This window comes from Methylophaga sp. F-2, from assembly GCF_056859315.1.
The window spans coordinates 361,372-380,295 of the sequence record NZ_JBSXOF010000019.1; the positions used below are offsets into that span (position 1 = coordinate 361,372).

14 protein-coding genes are annotated in these 18,924 nt (G+C 41.9%); 2 read left to right on the forward strand and 12 right to left on the reverse strand.

Features of this window, described 5'->3' with window-relative positions; genetic code table 11:
* Positions 1-34 precede the first annotated feature (34 nt).
* Both AC13DA_RS11110 and AC13DA_RS11115 read left to right on the forward strand, forming a co-directional pair.
* On the forward strand, positions 35-1,339 hold the full coding sequence (locus tag AC13DA_RS11110; RefSeq protein ID WP_284451139.1) for an ABC transporter substrate-binding protein: 1,305 nt from the start codon (positions 35-37) through the stop codon (positions 1,337-1,339).
* Positions 1,336-4,071, forward strand: a complete 2,736-nt coding sequence (locus AC13DA_RS11115) for an ATP-binding protein (protein WP_284451138.1) — start codon at positions 1,336-1,338, stop codon at positions 4,069-4,071. The genes AC13DA_RS11110 and AC13DA_RS11115 overlap by 4 nt, the downstream gene beginning before the upstream one ends.
* Here AC13DA_RS11115 and AC13DA_RS11120 read toward each other — a convergent pair.
* The 12 genes from AC13DA_RS11120 to AC13DA_RS11175 all read right to left on the reverse strand — a co-directional run bounded on the left by AC13DA_RS11120 (position 4,068) and on the right by AC13DA_RS11175 (position 18,921).
* Positions 4,068-5,837 (reverse strand): ATP-binding response regulator, encoded by a 1,770-nt coding sequence (locus AC13DA_RS11120; protein WP_284451137.1) that lies wholly within the window; start codon positions 5,835-5,837, stop codon positions 4,068-4,070. The two genes, AC13DA_RS11115 and AC13DA_RS11120, sit on opposite strands and share 4 nt — an antisense overlap.
* Complete coding sequence (locus tag AC13DA_RS11125; protein WP_284451136.1) at positions 5,837-6,454, reverse strand: response regulator transcription factor; 618 nt, start codon at positions 6,452-6,454, stop codon at positions 5,837-5,839. Before AC13DA_RS11125 ends, AC13DA_RS11120 begins: the two co-directional genes overlap by 1 nt.
* A 121-nt stretch (positions 6,455-6,575) precedes the next feature.
* Positions 6,576-6,743, reverse strand: coding sequence for a hypothetical protein (locus tag AC13DA_RS11130; RefSeq protein ID WP_284451135.1), 168 nt, complete (start codon positions 6,741-6,743; stop codon positions 6,576-6,578).
* Positions 6,744-6,919: 176 nt separating this feature from the next.
* Positions 6,920-7,216, reverse strand: coding sequence for an EF-hand domain-containing protein (locus tag AC13DA_RS11135; RefSeq protein WP_273180390.1), 297 nt, complete (start codon positions 7,214-7,216; stop codon positions 6,920-6,922).
* An 84-nt stretch (positions 7,217-7,300) separates the two neighbouring features.
* A complete protein-coding gene (locus tag AC13DA_RS11140; protein ID WP_482945948.1) occupies positions 7,301-8,449 on the reverse strand; it encodes a cysteine desulfurase family protein in 1,149 nt (382 codons plus the stop codon).
* Positions 8,450-8,687: 238 nt separating this feature from the next.
* Positions 8,688-10,109: an efflux transporter outer membrane subunit gene (locus AC13DA_RS11145; protein ID WP_482945949.1), complete on the reverse strand. Its 1,422-nt coding sequence runs from the start codon at positions 10,107-10,109 to the stop codon at positions 8,688-8,690.
* Between the two features lie 10 nt (positions 10,110-10,119).
* Positions 10,120-13,305 carry an efflux RND transporter permease subunit gene (locus AC13DA_RS11150; RefSeq protein ID WP_284451132.1) on the reverse strand — a complete coding sequence of 1,062 codons (3,186 nt, stop codon included), beginning with the start codon at positions 13,303-13,305 and terminating at the stop codon, positions 10,120-10,122.
* A 28-nt stretch (positions 13,306-13,333) separates the two neighbouring features.
* Positions 13,334-14,491 carry an efflux RND transporter periplasmic adaptor subunit gene (locus AC13DA_RS11155; RefSeq protein WP_284451131.1) on the reverse strand — a complete coding sequence of 386 codons (1,158 nt, stop codon included), beginning with the start codon at positions 14,489-14,491 and terminating at the stop codon, positions 13,334-13,336.
* Positions 14,492-14,671: 180 nt separating this feature from the next.
* The gene (locus AC13DA_RS11160; protein ID WP_284451130.1) at positions 14,672-15,283 is read right to left on the reverse strand and encodes a TetR/AcrR family transcriptional regulator; all 612 of its coding nucleotides are present in this window, start codon (positions 15,281-15,283) and stop codon (positions 14,672-14,674) included.
* Between the two features lie 76 nt (positions 15,284-15,359).
* Entirely contained in the window at positions 15,360-17,390 is a 2,031-nt protein-coding gene (locus AC13DA_RS11165) for a molybdopterin-containing oxidoreductase family protein (protein WP_284451129.1), read from the reverse strand.
* A gap of 164 nt (positions 17,391-17,554) precedes the next feature.
* On the reverse strand, positions 17,555-17,749 hold the full coding sequence (locus tag AC13DA_RS11170; protein WP_007145096.1) for a hypothetical protein: 195 nt from the start codon (positions 17,747-17,749) through the stop codon (positions 17,555-17,557).
* 140 nt (positions 17,750-17,889) lie between these two features.
* Complete coding sequence (locus AC13DA_RS11175) at positions 17,890-18,921, reverse strand: AraC family transcriptional regulator (protein WP_284451128.1); 1,032 nt, start codon at positions 18,919-18,921, stop codon at positions 17,890-17,892.
* Between the last annotated feature and the right edge of the window lie 3 nt (positions 18,922-18,924).

Here is an 18,924-nt window from a genome sequence, read left to right on the forward strand (position 1 = left end):
AAATATACGTCTATTAAGGCTCAAGGGAAATGTAATGACTAATCCAGAAATGTCCATCAATCCAACAGAGGAAACCATCTCGGCTGATAGACGTTCTTTTATAAAAAAGTCTGGCTTATTAGCAGGTATGTCGGTGTTATCAAGCAAAGCCCCCTTTGTATTTGCCAGAACAAAACCAACCTTACGCGTGATGGGTACGCATGTCACTTTACAAGAACAAATCCGCCAGAAGGCGATGGCCGATCTCGGTATTAATATTGTTTTTGAGCCTGGTGGCGAAGCAGAGCTTATTCAAAAAGCCTCTACACAACCCGGTTCATTCGACATTTATGAACAATGGACAGATAGCATTCGTCAACTTTGGCAGGCTTCAGCGATTCAGCCTATTGATACTGAAAGACTAACCTATTGGGATGAAATAAACGCCTTATCAAAAACAGGAAAAATCACTCCTGAAGCAAAGATTGGTCTGGGTGATGCGCCCCATAAAATTTTAAACGTACAAGATGATGGCAGTCTGGGACAAACGTTCACGGGTAAGATTAGTTTTGTGCCCTATGTACATAACGTCGATTCATTTGGCTATAACACCAGTGAAGTAAAAAAAGGCATTCCTTATGAAACTGAGAGTTGGGCCTGGTTATTAGACGAACAATATCGCGGTAAAGTCGCCATTGTTAACTCTCCTACGATTGGTATATTTGATTTAGCACTGGCGGCAGATAGCAAGGGTTTAATTCATTTTAATGATATGAGTGATATGAGCCAGGCGGAGATTGATGGATTGTTTTCTATTTTACTGGATTATAAAAAACAGCATCATTTTGCTGGTTTCTGGAATTCAGTGCCTCAGTCAATTGACTATATGCGTCATCGACGAGTGCATTTGGAAAGTATGTTTTCTCCGGCGGTTTCCGCGCTTAATGGTGAAGGTATTCCGGTCATCTATGCGGCTCCAAGAGAAGGCTACCGTGCTTGGCATGGCGTGATGTGTTTATCCAGTGAGTGTCAAGGCCATGTTAAAGATGCAGCTTATGATTATATGAACTGGTGGCTAAGTGGTTGGGCTGGTGCCTATGTTGCCCGACAAGGGTATTACATTTCAAATCCTGAACGCTCAAGGCCATTATTAGATGATAATGAATGGGCTTACTGGTATGAAGGTAAAGAGACCCGTTCCCCTCTAAAAGGAACAGATGGCAGGGTTTCGGTACATGCTGGTGATATTCGTACAGGAGGTTCATATACTAAAAGGTTAAGCAATATCGCTATCTGGAACACCGTAATGCCAAATTACGATTATTCGCTACAAAAATGGTATGAGTTTTTACTGGCATGAGTAAATGGCATCAATCTACACTCATGAGCCAGCTACCGATACGCAAGCGTGTCTTTATTGGGTTTGCTAGCCTCGCGTTGATTTGTTTGTTTATTGTCATCGTCAATTTATTTTCACTGACAAACGTTGAAAAATTATTCAATGACTACACAAAGTCTATTTCTTATACGCGACTGATGTCGGAAGTCGAAGCAGATATTATTGAGCTGAATCGAAAAATATTAGTGTTTCGTATCACTGATAATCAGTCATCCATTACAGATATTCAACGGCTATTAAAAAGCTTAAAGACAAGTATCCAGAGTCTTTCTGCTTCATCAGAATCTAGTCAAGACTCAGCATTGATTTATCCAAAATTTATAGCATCACTCGAAAATCTCTATGAGAAAACGGCTAAATTGAATGATGAACGCATGGTGTTAAAACAGCTACACACTCAGTTAGAGCAACATTTCAGCAATGTATACGACATGCTGGATACCATGACAAAACAACATAAAAAGTCTCAAGAAGTGATTTTATTGTATGACATTCGCTCTTCGATCGCTTTTGCTCAAAATCAAACCATTCAGTATTTTCAAAGCCGAACCAATAAAACACGTTTGAATTTCATCGACAGATTTAATCAAACAAAGGCAGATATCGGAGCCTTTTCAGAGAGGCAAACAGTCCCTGAAAAAGAAAAACGATTAATCATTAATCTTAATAAACAACTTGATACCATCAAAAACACCTTCTTTCGCACCATTCAGGCAGACCGTAATTTTGTTTTTCTGGTTAATGTTGTCATCGCCGGGGAAGCCTCAGAATTAAAAAGCCTGTCAGTGCAATTAAAAGATTACTCACTTGATAGGCAAACGACGCTTTTTAGCAGCACAAATACTAATCTGAAACTTTATAAGTTTATTGCATTCATCGGTTCTTTTTTTCTAATGGTTATTGCCATTATGATTTCCAGTAGAGTCAGTCGTGCAATCACGGTTCCTATCTCTAATATCAGCAATACATTTGAAGATATCAGTTCTGGCCGAGAAACATTGGCTATTCCAGGTATTGATCGACAAGATGAAATAGGTAAGCTAGCCCGTTCAGCAACGTTATTTAAACAAAGTGCAGATGAGACAAAACGCCTTTTAAAAGAAACGAAAGAGTTAGCAGAAAAGTTAAGTTTAAGAGAGGTTGAACTTGAATTATCTGCAAAACAGGCAAATGCAGCTGCCGATGCAAAAAGTGCATTTCTGGCGAATATGAGTCATGAAATAAGAACGCCAATGAACGGTATTCTGGGCATGATTAATCTGCTAGGCGATACGAATCTCACTGAAAAGCAACAGCAGTTTGCCCACAATATCAAAACCAGTGCCGAATCACTGATGCGAATCATTAATGATATTCTGGATTATTCAAAAATTGAGTCTGGCAAACTTTCCATTGAAGAAACGTCATTTAATCTTGAAAAACTGATTTCAGATATTGGCAGAGTAGTCGAACCCAACGCACATAATAAAGGCCTCCAGGTACTTTGCCCTGCCAATGCGATTGAAAATGTCCTGATTATTTCTGACCCTATTCGGCTGAGACAGATCTTGCTTAACCTGTTATCAAATGCCATCAAATTTACCGAACAAGGTTCAGTGGAACTCAATGTCGATATCACAGCAATAGATGACAACAGTTTTAGCATTGATTTTTCTGTAAAAGATACAGGTATTGGCATATCTGAAAATGAGCTGACAAGTCTGTTTGAGCGATTCAGCCAGATTGATTCAGCTTCAACCAGAAAAGCGGGTGGCACAGGTCTGGGCTTAGCTATTAGTGCGGAACTGGTCAGTATGCTGGGTGGAAAGCTGGCCGTTGAATCTACTGTAGGTGAAGGCAGTCACTTCTATTTCACCATTAATGTAAAAAAAGATCTGGTATTACCGCCACGTGTATTGATATCTAAATTCACACAGTTTTTCGTTTATACCAGCAATGAAAAATTAAGCCGTTATCTGGAAAGCTTATTTTCTAGATGGGGAAGTCATTTACACAGCACCTCATCATTATTACTGATTGAAACAACGGTTCGAGAACAAGACACCGACGTAGTGCTATTAGTTGATAGCGCCATGTTAAATCACATTAACGAAAACAAACTGAAACAACTGAAATCAAAAAATATTAAAATTATTTTGTTAGCATCTTTGGCGGATGACTTGAGTCGTTCGCTGATAAGTGATCTGTCAGATAAAACGGTTATCAAACCTATCAGTGCATCAGAGTTATTTAATGCGAGTCGGTTGTTATCAGAACAATTTATCGAGCAACACGAACTCAATACGACTAATCAGTCTGACACTTCATCACTGCCATCCTTTCCATCAAGTGTCGTTCTTCTGGTCGAAGATGATGAAATTAACCAGATGGTAGCGAGTGGCATCTTAGCAAAATATGCCATCACCGCTGATATTGCTGAAAATGGTGAAGTCGCTTTAAATAAACTACGTGAAAAGCACTACGATATTGTGTTTATGGATTGTATGATGCCAGTCATGGATGGTTTTACCGCCACACAGCAACTCCGTGAAGGTAAGGCAGGAGATATTAATCTCTCCACCCCAGTCATTGCTCTCACAGCTGATGTGATGGAAGGGGTAAAAGAAAAATGTCTCTCAGCAGGCATGTCTGACTATATAACAAAACCGATCATGCCCAATACCCTGTTAGATATACTCAAAAAATGGCTTTAACGCTGGAGAACCTTTTCCATTAATAAACGTAATTGAACTGGTTTGATAGGTTTCTGTAGCCGTAAAAAACCATGGTGTTTAATCTCATTAATCACAGTCTCACTGGTATCGCCGGTGATAATAATGGCAGATGTTTTTCCTATAATAGATTCAATATAAGAAACAAAGGCGCAACCGTTGTAATCACCAGGCATTCTGTAGTCGACCAGCATAAAATCGGGTTTTTCACCGTCTTTAATGGCTTCAATCGCCATTGCTGTCGATGTAAAAGCACGACAATCACATCCCCAGCTATTGAGTAACGCGGTCATCGCCTCAACGATACTGAGCTCATTATCAACAATCATGACGTTAAGATTTTCTAGTTTGTTTTGACGTGATGATAATTTAGGTGTTGTTGAACCTTCAGCGTTATTTTGTTCATTACTCAAAGGCAGACATAAAATAACTTCCGTACCTTTGTTAACCTGCGAATGTATCTGGATTGGGTGTTCAAGCAGGTTCATAATTCTCCGTACTATCGCCAGGCCCAGACCTAAGCCCTTTTGCCGATTTCTTTCTGGATTATGCAATTGAACAAACTCATCAAAAATATCATTAAGCGATGATTTAGGAATGCCAATGCCCGTGTCAGCTATATGTAACTGGATATGCGTTTTATCTTTTTCAGAAATGAATACTTCCACTCCTCCCTGCTTTGTATAACGTATGGCATTCACCAGAAGATTGGTGATGACCCGTTCCAGCAGCAGTGGGTCACTAAATACCGTGTAAGGCGTTTTATCGATATGAAGACTGAGCTGGTATCTGCTTGCATCATGCTGAAACGGCGGTTCTATTTTTTCTAACAAGCTACTGATATCGAAGCTGACTCTATTGGCATGAACGATATCGGCATCTAAACGAGACATGTCCAATAATACGTCCAATAACTCATTTAGCGATTGAAGGCCCTGTTGAATATTCCCTATATCTTGTTGTTGAGATGGTGATGTCAGTTTCTGGCTGAGAAGCTCTGTAAATAAATTAACCGCGTGTAAAGGCTGACGAAGATCATGACTGGCGGAAGCTAAAAAACGGGATTTATCACGATTGGCTTTATCAGCGACTTCTTTTTGTTCTTGTAAATCTTTAATAAGATCCAGATTCTCATATTGTAATTTCAATGACTGGATAATGACTTTGTAAAGGTTCAGACAAAAAGCAAATGTGGCGGCCAAATAAACAATAGCACCAAATCCCATCCAGTTATAAAAACGCTCATCCTGAAACAGCATAATCAAACTGAGAGGTAACATGGTAGGCAGAGAAAATGCAGCATAAGCAACCGGTCTTGCCGAGAGCGAAGCCAAGCTGCCTGCCAGCATGCACACTAATGTCAAAATAACAAAGGCGATATTAGAAATTTGTGCTGCATCAAAGAATAAAATGCCTGCACTCCCCCAAATGCAACCAGATAGACATGCCAATAGAACTTGGATCTTACCGTAATGAAATATCGTTTCCGTATCTGCGTGAGTTGTATCTAAACTTTGATAATGCCACCACCTCACTATAATTAATAAATACAGCACACTAAACCAGCCAATAGCGCTGAGCGAATAGGCTGTATTCTGCATTACCAATGTCATGGGTATCGCACCAAGCGCATTACCGATAAGGGTGGCTGGACAATTACGATGAGCAATCAGAATTTTTTCAATATCTATCTTTTGTTGATATCGCCCTAGATCAGTAGATGATTGTTGGTTAGTAAATCGAAACATTAATCCAAACCGAGTTGGTGGGCTTTTTTACCGGCTTCGCTACGGCTTTGTGTGCCCAGTGCTTGAAAGATAGCACTAACGTGTGATTTCACGGTTGGCATACTTATCGAGAGCTGTTCAGCAATGGCTTGATTTGAGAATCCCTGCCTCATCAGCCTTAATACTTCAAGCTGACGCTGGGTAAGATTGTGCTGACTCGCCCACTGTTCTGCTTTTGGTTTTAGCTTGTCCATATCGCTGTCTGGAAACACTTTCTGACCCAACATCACTTGCTCGATGGTCTGAAGAATGGTCTCTCCTGATGACGACTTAGGAATAAAACTCATGGCACCGAGGTTAAAGGCAGTATCAATATCTATCGGATCAGACGATGCTGAGACAATAATAATCGGCACCAAAGATGATGAATCCGATAAAGACTGTAATAACTGAAAGCCATCCATGATCGGCAAACGTAGATCAATCAAGGCCACGTCATATTGTCCCGAACTTAATTTATCAAAAGCCGCTTTACCGTTATTGACAGTATCAATGATATCGATGTTATCTGACTTACTGAGTAAGGCTGTTAAGCCATCTAAAAATAACTGATGGTCATCGACCAGTAATAGTTTCACGTCTGAGCCTACCTTTTATTATTGTTATGGGTCATTATTCATAAAATTGAAAAATCAGCCTAGTTTAAATGAAAAAAAGCCGTCATTAACGACGGCTTTTTCCTCGTGTTTCACATTGATTTTAACGTTGGCTCATACGACGACGTATACCAATGAATCCCAGCAGTGCTGGTGCAAACAAGAAAATGGCTGCTGGTACGGGTACGGCACTGACACTTTCAGTAATCACCAGGTTGGCAAAGGTATCACCGAAAATCACGTCAAAATCAAACCCACTCATCAGCGGCATACAGATCTCAGATTTAAAAGTTGAAACCAAGTTTGGCAGATTAAATAACACACCGATCATAATGAAATGGGGTTATAGCGACTATCAGCCAAAAGTATGATTTTGTGAGAAAAATAAAATAAGCAATAAAAAAGGGAGTCAATGACTCCCTTCTAAATATGGTGTGATAAAAGAAATTAACTTTCTTTCTTATCTTTGCAGGATGGGCGTTTATCGCCCTTATGTTTTTTATGGGCGGCTTTGGCTTCTTCCTTGGTCACCTGACCATCACCATTCGCATCCATTTTTTCAAAGCGTTTCAATGCTGCCGCTGTGGCTTCCTCTTTTGTAATAACGCCATCACCATTGGTGTCGATATGAGCGAAATATCCTTTTTTATCATGTTTAGCCATATCGTCAGTTGATGCTGGTTCAGCGAATGTCACTGTGCTCATTGCCATCGCGGCTAATACCGAAAAAAGTGCTGTTTTCATCATTAATCCCTCTTGTATTGGTTGGGATTTTTAGATTACGCCGGTCAAAGTTAACAAATGGTTATCACAATAAAAAAATCGAAATTATTTTTCGATAGCCGCTTTTATATAGTCGATGGCCTTTGTTATTTGTTGTTCATCTGAAAAACGTCCGAGACTGATGCGTAAGGATGATCCGGCTTCTTGATCTGTCAGACCAATCGCTTTTAATACATGTGAAAGCAAGACCATTTCACTGTTACAGGCAGAGCCCGTGGAGGCACAGACATTCGGTTGGAGTTTTTCTAATAGCTTATTCGCATCACAACCGATGAATTGCACATTGATATTGCCGGGGTGACACTGACTTTGTGTGCCATTCAATTTAAATGGGATATGTGTCGCTTCCAGTTGTTGTAGAAACAAACGTTTCAAATGCGTTAATTGTTCACGGTGAGTTGTTGCTTCTTGTTTTGTGATACGCATAGCTTCAGCAAAACCAACACAGAGTGGCGTGGCTAGCGTGCCTGAACGCATTCCAAACTGTTGCCCTCCTCCCTGAATAAATGGAGGTAATTCTGCCTGCAGATCATTTTTGATAAATATCGCGCCAATACCTTTTGGGCCATACACTTTATGTGCAGACAAACTCAGCATATCGACATTCCAGTCTTTCACGTCAATATCCATCGCTTCCGGGGCTTGAGCCGCATCACAATGAAACAATGCACCTGCTGCGTGTGCCATTTCAGCAAAGGTTTTGACATTCTGAATGGTGCCAATTTCATTATTGACCGCCATAATGCAGACCAGCAATGTCTGATCAGACAATAATGATTGATAAGCGTCTACATTAATCAGCCCCGTGCTATCGACTGGAATTTCTTTAACTTTGTAACCTAGTTTTGCGGCATAAAAATAGGCGGCATTTTTAATACATTTGTGTTCAATTTCACTGATAAGAATGTCTCGACGCTCGGTGGTATTGCCAAATATCACACTGGCAATCGCCTGATTGTTCGACTCAGTCGCACCCGAAGTAAAAATAACCTCTTCACTTGAGGCATTAATGCACTTTTCAATCGTGCTACGCGCAGTCTCAACCGCTGCCGCAGATTGCTGACCAAGCACATGTGCCGTAGAGTGTGGATTGGCAAAAATCTCATGATTGTACGGTGCCATCGCGCTAACAACGCGAGGCTCTATCGGCGTGGTCGCCTGATAGTCTAGGTAAATTGAACTACCGATTTGCATTGACTGCTCCAAACAAGATCAAACTTACTGTTTGAGGTAAGTTATGACTAGAACATAAGCATGCTATTTATGCTGCCTAGTACATTATCAGAATAAGAATGTGATTAATTATAGGTGTTAAATCCCGAATATAAATACTGAATGTTAAAAATGTTCTGGAATCATTCCATATACTCAGTCATAACACCTATTTAGATTTAGAGCTGACAAAATAGTTATTCATCATATTTAATGACGACTATTTATCAATTCTCCAGCCTTTACCAAGCGATTTATAAATACTGATTAACTTTACTGCAGACTGTGTTTCGCTGACGGCAAGCGAATCTTCCGAATTGAGTCGTGTTCGTTGACTGTCCAATACCGGTAAGAAGTCAGTATCCCCTAGCTCAAAACGCTGTGTGGCAATTGACTCGGCCTGCGTTGAGGTCCGTGCGGCATCTTGAAGGCGTTCGCGACGCTGTTCTTCACGGGCAAAATCACTTATGGCGGTTTTTGTTTCTTCAAGTGCCTTCAGCACTGTCAACTGGTAATTAGCCAATGCTGCCTGACTCTTGGCATCATTTTGTTTGATGCGTGCTTGAATACGACCAGTATCAAAAACACCCCAACTTAAACTGGGACCAATGGCACTGGCAATGGCGGAACTGCTACCGAAGGTAGATAAATTCGTCGCGATAAATCCCAGTGAACCGACAATATTTACCGCTGGAAACTGATCCGCTACCGCCAAATTATAGTTTGCTGTGGCGGCTGTCAGTCGCTTCTCAGCAGCTATAATATCGGGGCGTTCTCGAAGCAATTCAGCGGCATTTCCTATATTCACAGCCATCGGCAAACTGGGGATCGGCTTGCTCGTAGCAAGTTGCTCGCTTAGGCGCTCAGGATTCTGTCCTGTTAATACCGATAAACGATTAATGGCTGCTGTTGCTGTTGCTTCACGCGACGGAATTTCTGCCAGTGTCAATGATAGCTGTGTTTCAGCTTGTGCAATGTCCAGGCGACTTGCTATACCACCCCGTGTCAGATTTTTTGTCAGCTCAAGCGTATCTTGTTGCACATCAGCATTTCGTTCAGCGATGTTGACTCTGTATTGTGCTCCACGTAATTCAATATAGGTTTTTGCCACTTCGGCCGCTATCGACACTTGCAGACTTTTTAGCTCCTCTTGCAACGCATCACTTTCGGCATCACTGGCTTTTATCCTGTTACTCACACGGTCAAACAGATCCAGTTCCCAACTAGCGTCAAAGCCAAGACTATAACTATTGTTACTTCGCTTTCCAGAAGACAGCGTAGCTGTCTCTTCACTACGCCTTTCACGATTGTAATCAGCATTCAGATCAGCGGAAGGCAACCTGTCATAGCCCACTTCTGTCGCTATTGCTCGTGCTGCCATTAAATTAGCGTAACCAATTTTAATATCTAGATTATTTTGCAGCGCTTTTTCAACCAACTCGCTTAACTGTTGGTCATCGAAATGTTGCCACCAAGTAACGATAGGTTCAGCATGGGTCATTCGTGCATTTCCGTCACTCGTCGATAGCAGATTATTGGAGGCTAAATCCGCTGCTGCTTGCGGTTTATCATTTGTACGGAAACTTGCTGAGCAAGCCGTTACGCTGACGAGCAACATCATGGTAGTTATTTTCTTTAACATTGTGTGCCCCTTATTCCTGACTCACAGGCATGGTTTCAGCCTGTTTATTTTTGCTCAACTTATCGGCTAATTGACGCATCACCACGTAAAACACCGGGGTAAAGATCAGACTAAAAATAGTGACACCGAGCATGCCAAAAAAGACCGATGTTCCCAATGCGTTTCTCAGTTCAGCCCCCGCACCGGTAGCCGTCATCAGTGGAACAACACCTAAAATGAAAGCAAATGACGTCATCAAAATAGGACGTAATCGTTGTTTCGCCGCCATCACCGCCGCTTCAACCGGAGTATTACCCTCTAATTCGTGTTGACGTGAAAACTCAACGATCAAGATGGCATTTTTGGCTGCCAAACCTATCAACACCACTAAGCCAATTTGCGAGAAGATATTGGCATCCATGCCAACCAGCATCAGCCCACCTAATGCCGATAGAAGTGTCATTGGTACAATCAACATGACGGCAATGGGTAAAGACCAGCTTTCATACTGTGAAGCCAGGACCAAAAAGGCAAAGATGGCACCCAACACAAACAACATGACGCCGCCCTTAGCAATTTGCTGTTGATATGACAGATCTGTCCATTCAATGCCAAAGCCTGATGGCAAGGTATCATCCGCAATTTTCTGCACCAGTTTTAAGCTGTCAGCTGAACTGATACCCGGTTTTGCCGCGCCTATAATTTCAGCTGTGTTAAACAGGTTATAACGCGGTACACGATCAGGAGCTGTTTGTGGGCGAATAGTACCCAATGTGCCAAGCGATACCATCTGACCATCCGCTGAACGTGTTTTAAGATTAGCAATTTGTTCAGGATCTAATCGATAGTGACTGTCCGCTTGTGCCCTGACTTGAAATGTTCTCCCCATCAGATTGAAATCATTGACATAAACACTGCCAAGATAAACTTCCAATGTTTCAAAGACATTAGATATAGGCACATTCAGCATCTCCGCCTGATCTCTATCCAGGTCAAAGAAAAATTCAGGTGCACCAGCACTGTATGGTGAAAAGCCGAATAACATATCAGGGCTGGAATTAATCGCTTTTAGCAGAGCTTTATTCGCATTATTAAGCGCTTCGCTGCCTTGGTCTTCATAATCTTGTAGACGCAATGAGAAACCACCACTCGAACCAATACCTCTAACGGTCGGAGGTGGAATCACCGTAATTTGAGCATCAACAATTTTGTTAAGACGAGCCTGAAGATCAGTCATAATACTATTCAGATCTCGACCTGATTTAAGCCGCTCCTCATAAGGATAAAACTGTGCAAACACGGTTGATGATGAGCTTTTATTGGTGCCCGTAGGCCCATCAAAACCGGCAAAGGTATGAGCATATTGTATGCCGGGCACCTTAACGGCTTCTTCAGCTACCCTCAGTGTAACTTCAGTAGTACGAGACAGGGATGAACCCGGTGGCAACTGCACTGGCACGATTAAATACCCTTGATCGGAAGCAGGTACAAAACCTTTGGGAATGATGGCCGCCACATAAAAAGCCGCCACAATTAATCCGGCATAAACCAGCATCACCCACGGACGAAGAGAAATCAACTTATTGGCCAGGGTGGCATAGCTTTCCGACATCCGCTCAAAGCCAGAATTAAAGCCATTTATCCCTCTAGACAATATGCCCGGTTTTGTTGGTTTTTTATCTGGGTTAGTCGCTAATAAGATGCCCGATAAAGCTGGTGTTAACGTCAGTGAATTAAATAAGGAAATAAGCGTTGCCACCGCCACAGCAACACCGAACTGTCGATAAAATTGACCTGAGAAACCTTCAATAAGCATGGTCGGTATAAAGACGGATACCAGTACCAGTGAAGTGGCAATCAACGCTAGAGACACCTCTTTCATGGTGACTCTTGAAGCCTGTTTAGCCGACATACCTTCATGGATACGTCTTTCGACGTTTTCCACCACAATGATGGCATCGTCGACCACGATCCCCACAGCCAGAACGATACCAAACAACGTTAATAGATTAATTGAGTAACCTAATACCGTCAGCGCCAAAAAGGTGCCCACTAAAGAGACTGGAATGGCAACAACGGGAATAATGGTCGCCCGTGGTTTTTGTAAAAACACTAACACCACCAATACAACCAAGATTAAGGCTTCGTAAATGGTATGGACTAAGTTATCAATTGCTTTAACCACAAAGAAATCCGTTGGGTTATAGGTGATGATATATTCCATGCCACTGGGGAAATCTTTTGAAAGATCAGCCATCATGGCTTTAACTTTCTCTGAGGTTTCAATAGCGTTGGTACCGGGTTGTTGTGTCAGCAACATCACCACAATCGGATCGCCATTTAGGAAGGCATTTGTGGTGTATTCCTGAGCGCCAATTTCAATTCTGGCAACATCGTTCAGCTTGACGATTCGAGCATCATCTCCGCGTTTAATGATGATATTTTCAAACTGAGAAATTTCTTCTAACCGCCCTTGTAATGTAATAATCGGTTGAAAAGCACGATCAGTATCAACGGGCGGTTGAGCAAGCTGACCACCTGCTACTTGAATGTTTTGCTCACGAATTGCATCAACAACCTCACCTGCTGTCAGGTTCAGATTTGACATGCGATCTGGATCAAGCCAGATACGCATGGTGTAGTCGCGTTGACCCAACATATTAATTGAGCCTACGCCAGGCAAACGGATCAGTCGGTCACGAATATTTTGAAGGGTGTAGTTAGACAAAAATAATTGGTCACGGCTCTGATCGGGTGAACGCATGTGGACGGCCATAAGAAAATCAGGCGAATTCTTACGTACAGATATCCCTGTTCTGCGCACTTCTTCAGGTAAACGTGGCTCTGCTAAGGCAACCCGGTTTTGCACCAAGACTTGTGCCATATCAATGTCGGTACCAATTTCAAAGGTGACGGTCAGATTCATCCGTCCATCATTTGTTGCTTGTGAATACATGTAGAGCATACCGTCTACGCCATTGACCTCTTGTTCAATAGGTGTGGAGACGGTTTTAGCAATCGTTTCTGCACTAGCGCCCGGATAAGTAGCGGTAACAGTAACCGTGGGTGGCACCACTTCCGGAAATAGCGAGATCGGTAAACGCAGCATCGCTACGATACCCATAATTAAAATGGCGACGGACAAAGACACCGCAAAGATGGGTCTATCAACAAAAAAGGCGCCAAAGCTTTTATTGTCGTTATGTTGTTCTGACATAGAGGGATTTCTCTTGAAAAGTCGTTAATTAAGGGTTCAGAGCAAGCTCAGATTGAATAGCTACTTTGCTGCCGACCGCGACGTGATGAAGACCACCACTAATGACTCGCTCATCGCCGTTTAGCCCTTTCCGGATAACACGCAATCCATTCGCTATAGGGCCAACTTCTACGTGTCGACTTTCGACAATATCCTCATCATTGACGACATAGACGACATAATCGGTTTGCTCTAACACCAGGGCTTTTTCAGGAATAAGGATTGTCTGTGGGTTTTGCTGCTTAGCCAGTTCAACTCGTGCAAACAAGCCAGGTGTGAACTTGCCTTGATTATTATCAACGACAGCACGTAATCGAATTGATCCCGTTTGTTGGTCAATGCTATTGGACACAAAATTGATTTTGGCATCATATTTTGTGTCCGTATCGCCTTGAATCGATAACCTGACTGACGATGAATGGACGTCATTGAAGCTCTTTGTTTCGTTATTTGTCAGGTTTAGAAAGGTATTCTGGTCAACATCAAAGATCACATAGATCGGATCAAGTGACACGATATTGGTCAGAGGGCTGGCATTTTCATCATCACCTCGAATCAAGTTACCTACATCGACATTATGTTGGTCAATTTTGCCGGTGATTGGGGCGGTAATCTGTGTGAAATCTAAATCCAGCTCAGCTCTGGCTAGGCGTGATTTGGCAGCCGATAATTGTGCTTCTGCCTGTTTTACCCTGGCTTTATCTTCGTCCACACGTTGTTTAGAAACGGCATGTGTTTTGTACAGTTCAATAGAGCGCGTGGAATCCGTTTTAGCCAAGGCTAGTGTAGCTTCTCGTTCTTCAACGGTGGCTTTAGCAATGGATACTTCGGCTTTAAATGGACGAGGATCAATAGAAAATAACAAATCCCCCTTGTTGACGATATCACCATCTTTGAAGTGGATTTTTTCTAAATAGCCAGAAACACGTGAACGAATATCCACATTGTTTACAGCGACAAATCGCCCTGCATACTGTTGCCATTCAGTAATATTTTCAATGGCAGGATGGCTGACGATTACGGCTGGAAACTGCTGATTTTGTGTGACTTCTTGTTGTTTATCGGCATAGGCAAAGTGATAGGCACTGAATGAACCAAGGCCAATCAAAGCTACCGCTATGCCGATAGAAATAGTATTTCGTTTCATCCTCATCCCTACTCTTTAATAATTGAATCTGTATATGTAATGGTCATCTGCTCTACAAAGTAATTGACTGGTTGGTTTGTAAATTAATTTGAGTTGACCGGTTGGTTTGTTTAAATAACTAAATAAAACCGCAATTAAGCGGTCAATGGATATGGCTATTTGTAACAGTTCGCCAGTGAATTAGTGCATGTCTTTAACATTCAAAATACGAAACACACCGTTTTTTAGATCACGTTTTAATGGTTCAAGCGAGTTATGTATTCTCGCCAGAATAACTTGTCCCGTTATATAACAATAAAGCTCAGCAGCTAAGCATTCTATATCAGTAGATTTTGGCAACTGACCTTGCGCTACCATATCGCGAATAGCTGATGCGTAGTAATCTTCATAGCGCTTCAAGATACTATCTACTTTTTCGCGTATATCTTGATCCTGCCCTGCCATTTCACTACCCAAGGTGGCGTAAGGGCAACCGCAAACCTGTTGATAGGTTATTGAGATGTCAGACTGTTTTTCAATAATATGTTCAACGAGTCCTTCAAAGCGTTTTATCGGTGGTACTGCCTGCGAGAAAATTCTTTCGTAGTCTTGTTTCGAGTTCTCGAAATGATCTTCCATTGACGCCAAAGCTAAGTCAGCTTTCGACTTAAAATAGTGATAAAAGCTGCCTTTTTTTACCTCTGCTGCTTTGCAGATATCATCCACACTGACCGAACCATAACTATTTTTCCATATGAGTTCTGATGCTGTGCTGATTAATTTTTGCTTTGTATCTGTAGCTGGACGTCCCATACAACACCGTTGTTAAATTACGTTTGCATTAAAACAATAGTTGACTGATTAGTCAACTATTGTTGTTTTATATTTTTTAGGAAACAAGCTCCACTTCAATACTATGTACAGCACTGCTTTGGCCAATGTCGGTCTTTGCCCCGTCGTTGAGGATATTAATATTGGCACCTGTTTTTTCTAACGACGGCCAGCGTCCTTTTGGTAATAACGCTACTCCTCGCGGTATCCGGTCACTCGCAACAACGATAACCTCAAGCTCACCATAGTGATTCTTCAGTGTAATTTTTTGCCCTGAAACCAGTTGTCTATCTGCGAGTTCTTGCGGGTGAATGCTGACACTGGCTTTACCTATTTTCATTGCAATTTTGTCGTCATTGCCATAGCTGAAATTCATCAGAAAAGGATCAGCCGGCGATAAAAGGCGTAAATAATGCGTTTTTGGTGGTTGATCAGCGATGGCTACAGGGCTTTTGTTTAAACCAGCTGCCAGCCAGTTATCTGATGCGACGTCAATTTTGCCACTGGCTGTTGGAAAAACACCATCAGAATAATGAATAAGTGGCTGTTCAGACCAAGGCATACTGCCTTTCTTTCTTAGCTCATCGAAACTGATAGGCATGTTAAGTTGTTGAAAGATTTGCTCAATCAAACTTTGGTCTGACTCGAATAGCTCCTCATCGGTAAATCCCATCGCCGCAGCTAATCGACGAAATATTTCCTGATTAGGCAGACTCTCAGCAATAGGTTCGATAACTTTGTTTATGGCCGATACGTCATAGTGAAAGTAAGGTAATAAGACATCATCAAACTCAAGAAATGAGGATGCTGGCAAGATATAGTCAGCAAAGGCAGTCGTGTCGGTATGGAACAGATCAATGGCAACATGAAATAAATCATCACGGCTTAGTGCCTGATGTAACGCCTTTTGCTGAGGATTAGAGGCAGCAATATTATTATTCCAGGAAAACAAAGCCTTGCTCTTGTCTGAATTAGCTAATCTCTCTGCGAGATCCATATGGCTAATCGCTTGTGTAGCCGAAGAGTTCAATGCCGCACCACTGAGCCAATCAAGGTTAATTTGACGAGCCTCAGCCCCGTTAATATACAAAAATCCGCTACCGGGTTTGCCAATATTACCGGTACCGGCAATTAATAAACTGGCAGAACGCATGATATTACCTGCGTGTGTCTGCCGCTGTAATGCTTGTCCCAACCACAACATTGATCGTCCCAAGCCAAACCACTCTGCAGCTGTTTCGATATCAGTTACTGCCACACCGGTAATAGCTGCAGCGACTTCAGGCGTGGTTTTGTCAATTTCATCGATGATTTGATCCCAACCTAGCACCGAATTGGTAATAAATGTCTGGTCCAAATCGTCGTTGCGTGCAAGAACATGCAGTAAGGCAAAAGCGAGCACGGCATCTGCTCCTGGCCTGAGTTGCAGATGTAAATCGGCGAAATCAGCCGTCTCATGGCGAATAGGATCTATGACGATGACTTTGGCATGCTGCTTAACATCAGGTAGCCAGCGTTTATGCACATGCGGCGCACTGGCAGAAGGATTGGCTCCCCAAATGATAAGACAATCGGTATCCTTTGCTGTGCGCGGGTCAAAGCCATTCATTGACTGACCAAACATTAAGCTTAACGTCTCATGTCCGGCTTTGTTACAGACCGTGTCCGGATCAACTTCTGTTGCGCCGATACGGTTAAAAAATCGTAAAGGAAAATTTCCGGCAATAAGAGAGCAAATTCCAGTGTAATGAGTATGTAAAATTGATTGGCCACCGTACTCTTCGATAATAGAGTGAAGCCGCTGCGAAATGTCAGTTAAGGCCTCATCCCAACTCACCTCTTGGTATGAGTGAGTGCCTTTAGCTTCCGTGCGTCGTAATGGATGGCTTAAACGTTTTTTAGGGTCAATCCAGACACCGTTATAGACAAAGGCACATTTAGCACAAAGTGCGCCATGCGTCATTTCATGATCGCTATCGCCTAAAACACGGTTAATTTTGCCGTCAATAACAATGGCTGAAATACCGCAACTGTCATAACAGTCTCGTGGACAGGAGGTCTTGATGGTAGTTTGTTCAGAACGACGCATTTTGTATTTCTCCGATTACCTGATTCAGTAATTAAAGACGTCGTTGTCTGCTTGGTTTAGATAGATATTACAGTAGAAAATGAATCGTTTGTTATCGCACAAAAAAAAACTGTTACCGATGAGGAGTGAAATCGGTAACAGTTAGAAGATTCATCATTAGCAATTTATTTTTTTGTTATTTCTTGGTGCTTATTGATATCTGTATGATTCCTTGTTTGCTCTTGGCTATCAATAAGACTCGTACTGGTGACACTATCTAGTTTTTTTGACTCAAAGCCTTTGTTATCGGCAACGGCAACTGAGGCTGAGCTGGCTATACTTAGGGCACTGATAGAGAGAAAGGTATTTAATCTGTTCATAGGATGACTCCTTAAATTGACTGAGCTAACGCTTAGCTACAGTTCTGTTATAAACCTACGAAACTGAATTCTTGCTGAACGAGATTAAGGCAGGCTTAAGTAATTAAGCCATAAAACAAAATTGTGTTAACCACTTCAAATTATTGTGCAAATAACAGATACGGTGAAATACCGGTCCAACGTTTGAAAGCCCGGCGAAAATTATTCATATCATTAAAGCAGAGATATTCTGCAATTTGCTGACTATTCATTTTTTTGACTTCATACAGATAAATCGCTGTATGTTTTCTGACTAGATCAATTTGTTGCTGAAAGCTGGTGTGGTGTTTTTTTAATTTACGCTTCATTGAAGCCGGACTGATTCCAAAGGCAAATGACACCTTATCCAGATTGAGCGGTTCATTGATATGTAATTGAATATAGTCATAGAGCTGGTCAAGAAAACTGTACTGATTATATTCCTCTGCTAACTGCCTGTTACTCTCTTTTAGCGCACCGTGTATGCCGAGTTTAAAGGCGTTAGGCCACGGCTTATCCAAGAACTGTTTCGGTAACCGTAAGCGATTCATCTGCTGATTAAAGCTGAGGTTTTGTCCAAAATTCACCCAGTATTGCTCAATATAATCTGGCTCAGCATAAGTGAACTCATACTGCCAGGGCATTTTTTCTCCAGCTAACCAAGCCACCATAGAGACAAACGCAGTGATATGGGATTCGATAATAAAGGTCTCTTGTTCATGACTTCCTGTACTGTCCAGCCAGAATAAAAATATCTCTTCATCATTTTCATAATGACGAGGGGTATATAAGGGCGACAAAATTGAATGGTAGTCACAAAGAATTTCAATGGCCTGACGCAAGTTAGTCACTTGTTGCAAAGCCTGGCTTACCGCGCCATAAAAACCAGGCAATAAGCGCTGACCCAATAAAAAACTGATATCGTCAGCATCAATTAATTTTTGACAATTTTTTATTAATGTCAGGTATTGATCTGGACTGATACGCTTTTCTGCCAGTGCAAAGTCGTCTAACTGCAATCGCGCGCCCTTTAATAATTGATATGCCGAAATATCACGCGATAATGCCAACTCTGCTAATAATGCAGGTTGATAATGGCTAGCGATGCAGGGCGTATCAATTTCATACCCTGTTGTTTTAACCAGTTTTGTCATGAG

Excerpts from the sequence above, each read along its gene's own strand:
- AC13DA_RS11150 (WP_284451132.1), bottom strand. The coding sequence starts at position 13,305 with ATGTCAGAACAACATAACGACAATAAAAGCTTTGGCGCCTTTTTTGTT.
- AC13DA_RS11140 (WP_482945948.1), bottom strand. The coding sequence starts at position 8,449 with ATGCAAATCGGTAGTTCAATTTACCTAGACTATCAGGCGACCACGCCG.
- AC13DA_RS11155 (WP_284451131.1), bottom strand. The coding sequence starts at position 14,491 with ATGAAACGAAATACTATTTCTATCGGCATAGCGGTAGCTTTGATTGGC.
- AC13DA_RS11160 (WP_284451130.1), bottom strand. The coding sequence starts at position 15,283 with ATGGGACGTCCAGCTACAGATACAAAGCAAAAATTAATCAGCACAGCA.
- AC13DA_RS11120 (WP_284451137.1), bottom strand. The coding sequence starts at position 5,837 with ATGTTTCGATTTACTAACCAACAATCATCTACTGATCTAGGGCGATAT.
- AC13DA_RS11135 (WP_273180390.1), bottom strand. The coding sequence starts at position 7,216 with ATGAAAACAGCACTTTTTTCGGTATTAGCCGCGATGGCAATGAGCACA.
- AC13DA_RS11115 (WP_284451138.1), top strand. The coding sequence starts at position 1,336 with ATGAGTAAATGGCATCAATCTACACTCATGAGCCAGCTACCGATACGC.
- AC13DA_RS11130 (WP_284451135.1), bottom strand. The coding sequence starts at position 6,743 with ATGCCGCTGATGAGTGGGTTTGATTTTGACGTGATTTTCGGTGATACC.
- AC13DA_RS11165 (WP_284451129.1), bottom strand. The coding sequence starts at position 17,390 with ATGCGTCGTTCTGAACAAACTACCATCAAGACCTCCTGTCCACGAGAC.
- AC13DA_RS11175 (WP_284451128.1), bottom strand. The coding sequence starts at position 18,921 with ATGACAAAACTGGTTAAAACAACAGGGTATGAAATTGATACGCCCTGC.
- AC13DA_RS11110 (WP_284451139.1), top strand. The coding sequence starts at position 35 with ATGACTAATCCAGAAATGTCCATCAATCCAACAGAGGAAACCATCTCG.
- AC13DA_RS11145 (WP_482945949.1), bottom strand. The coding sequence starts at position 10,109 with ATGTTAAAGAAAATAACTACCATGATGTTGCTCGTCAGCGTAACGGCT.
- AC13DA_RS11170 (WP_007145096.1), bottom strand. The coding sequence starts at position 17,749 with ATGAACAGATTAAATACCTTTCTCTCTATCAGTGCCCTAAGTATAGCC.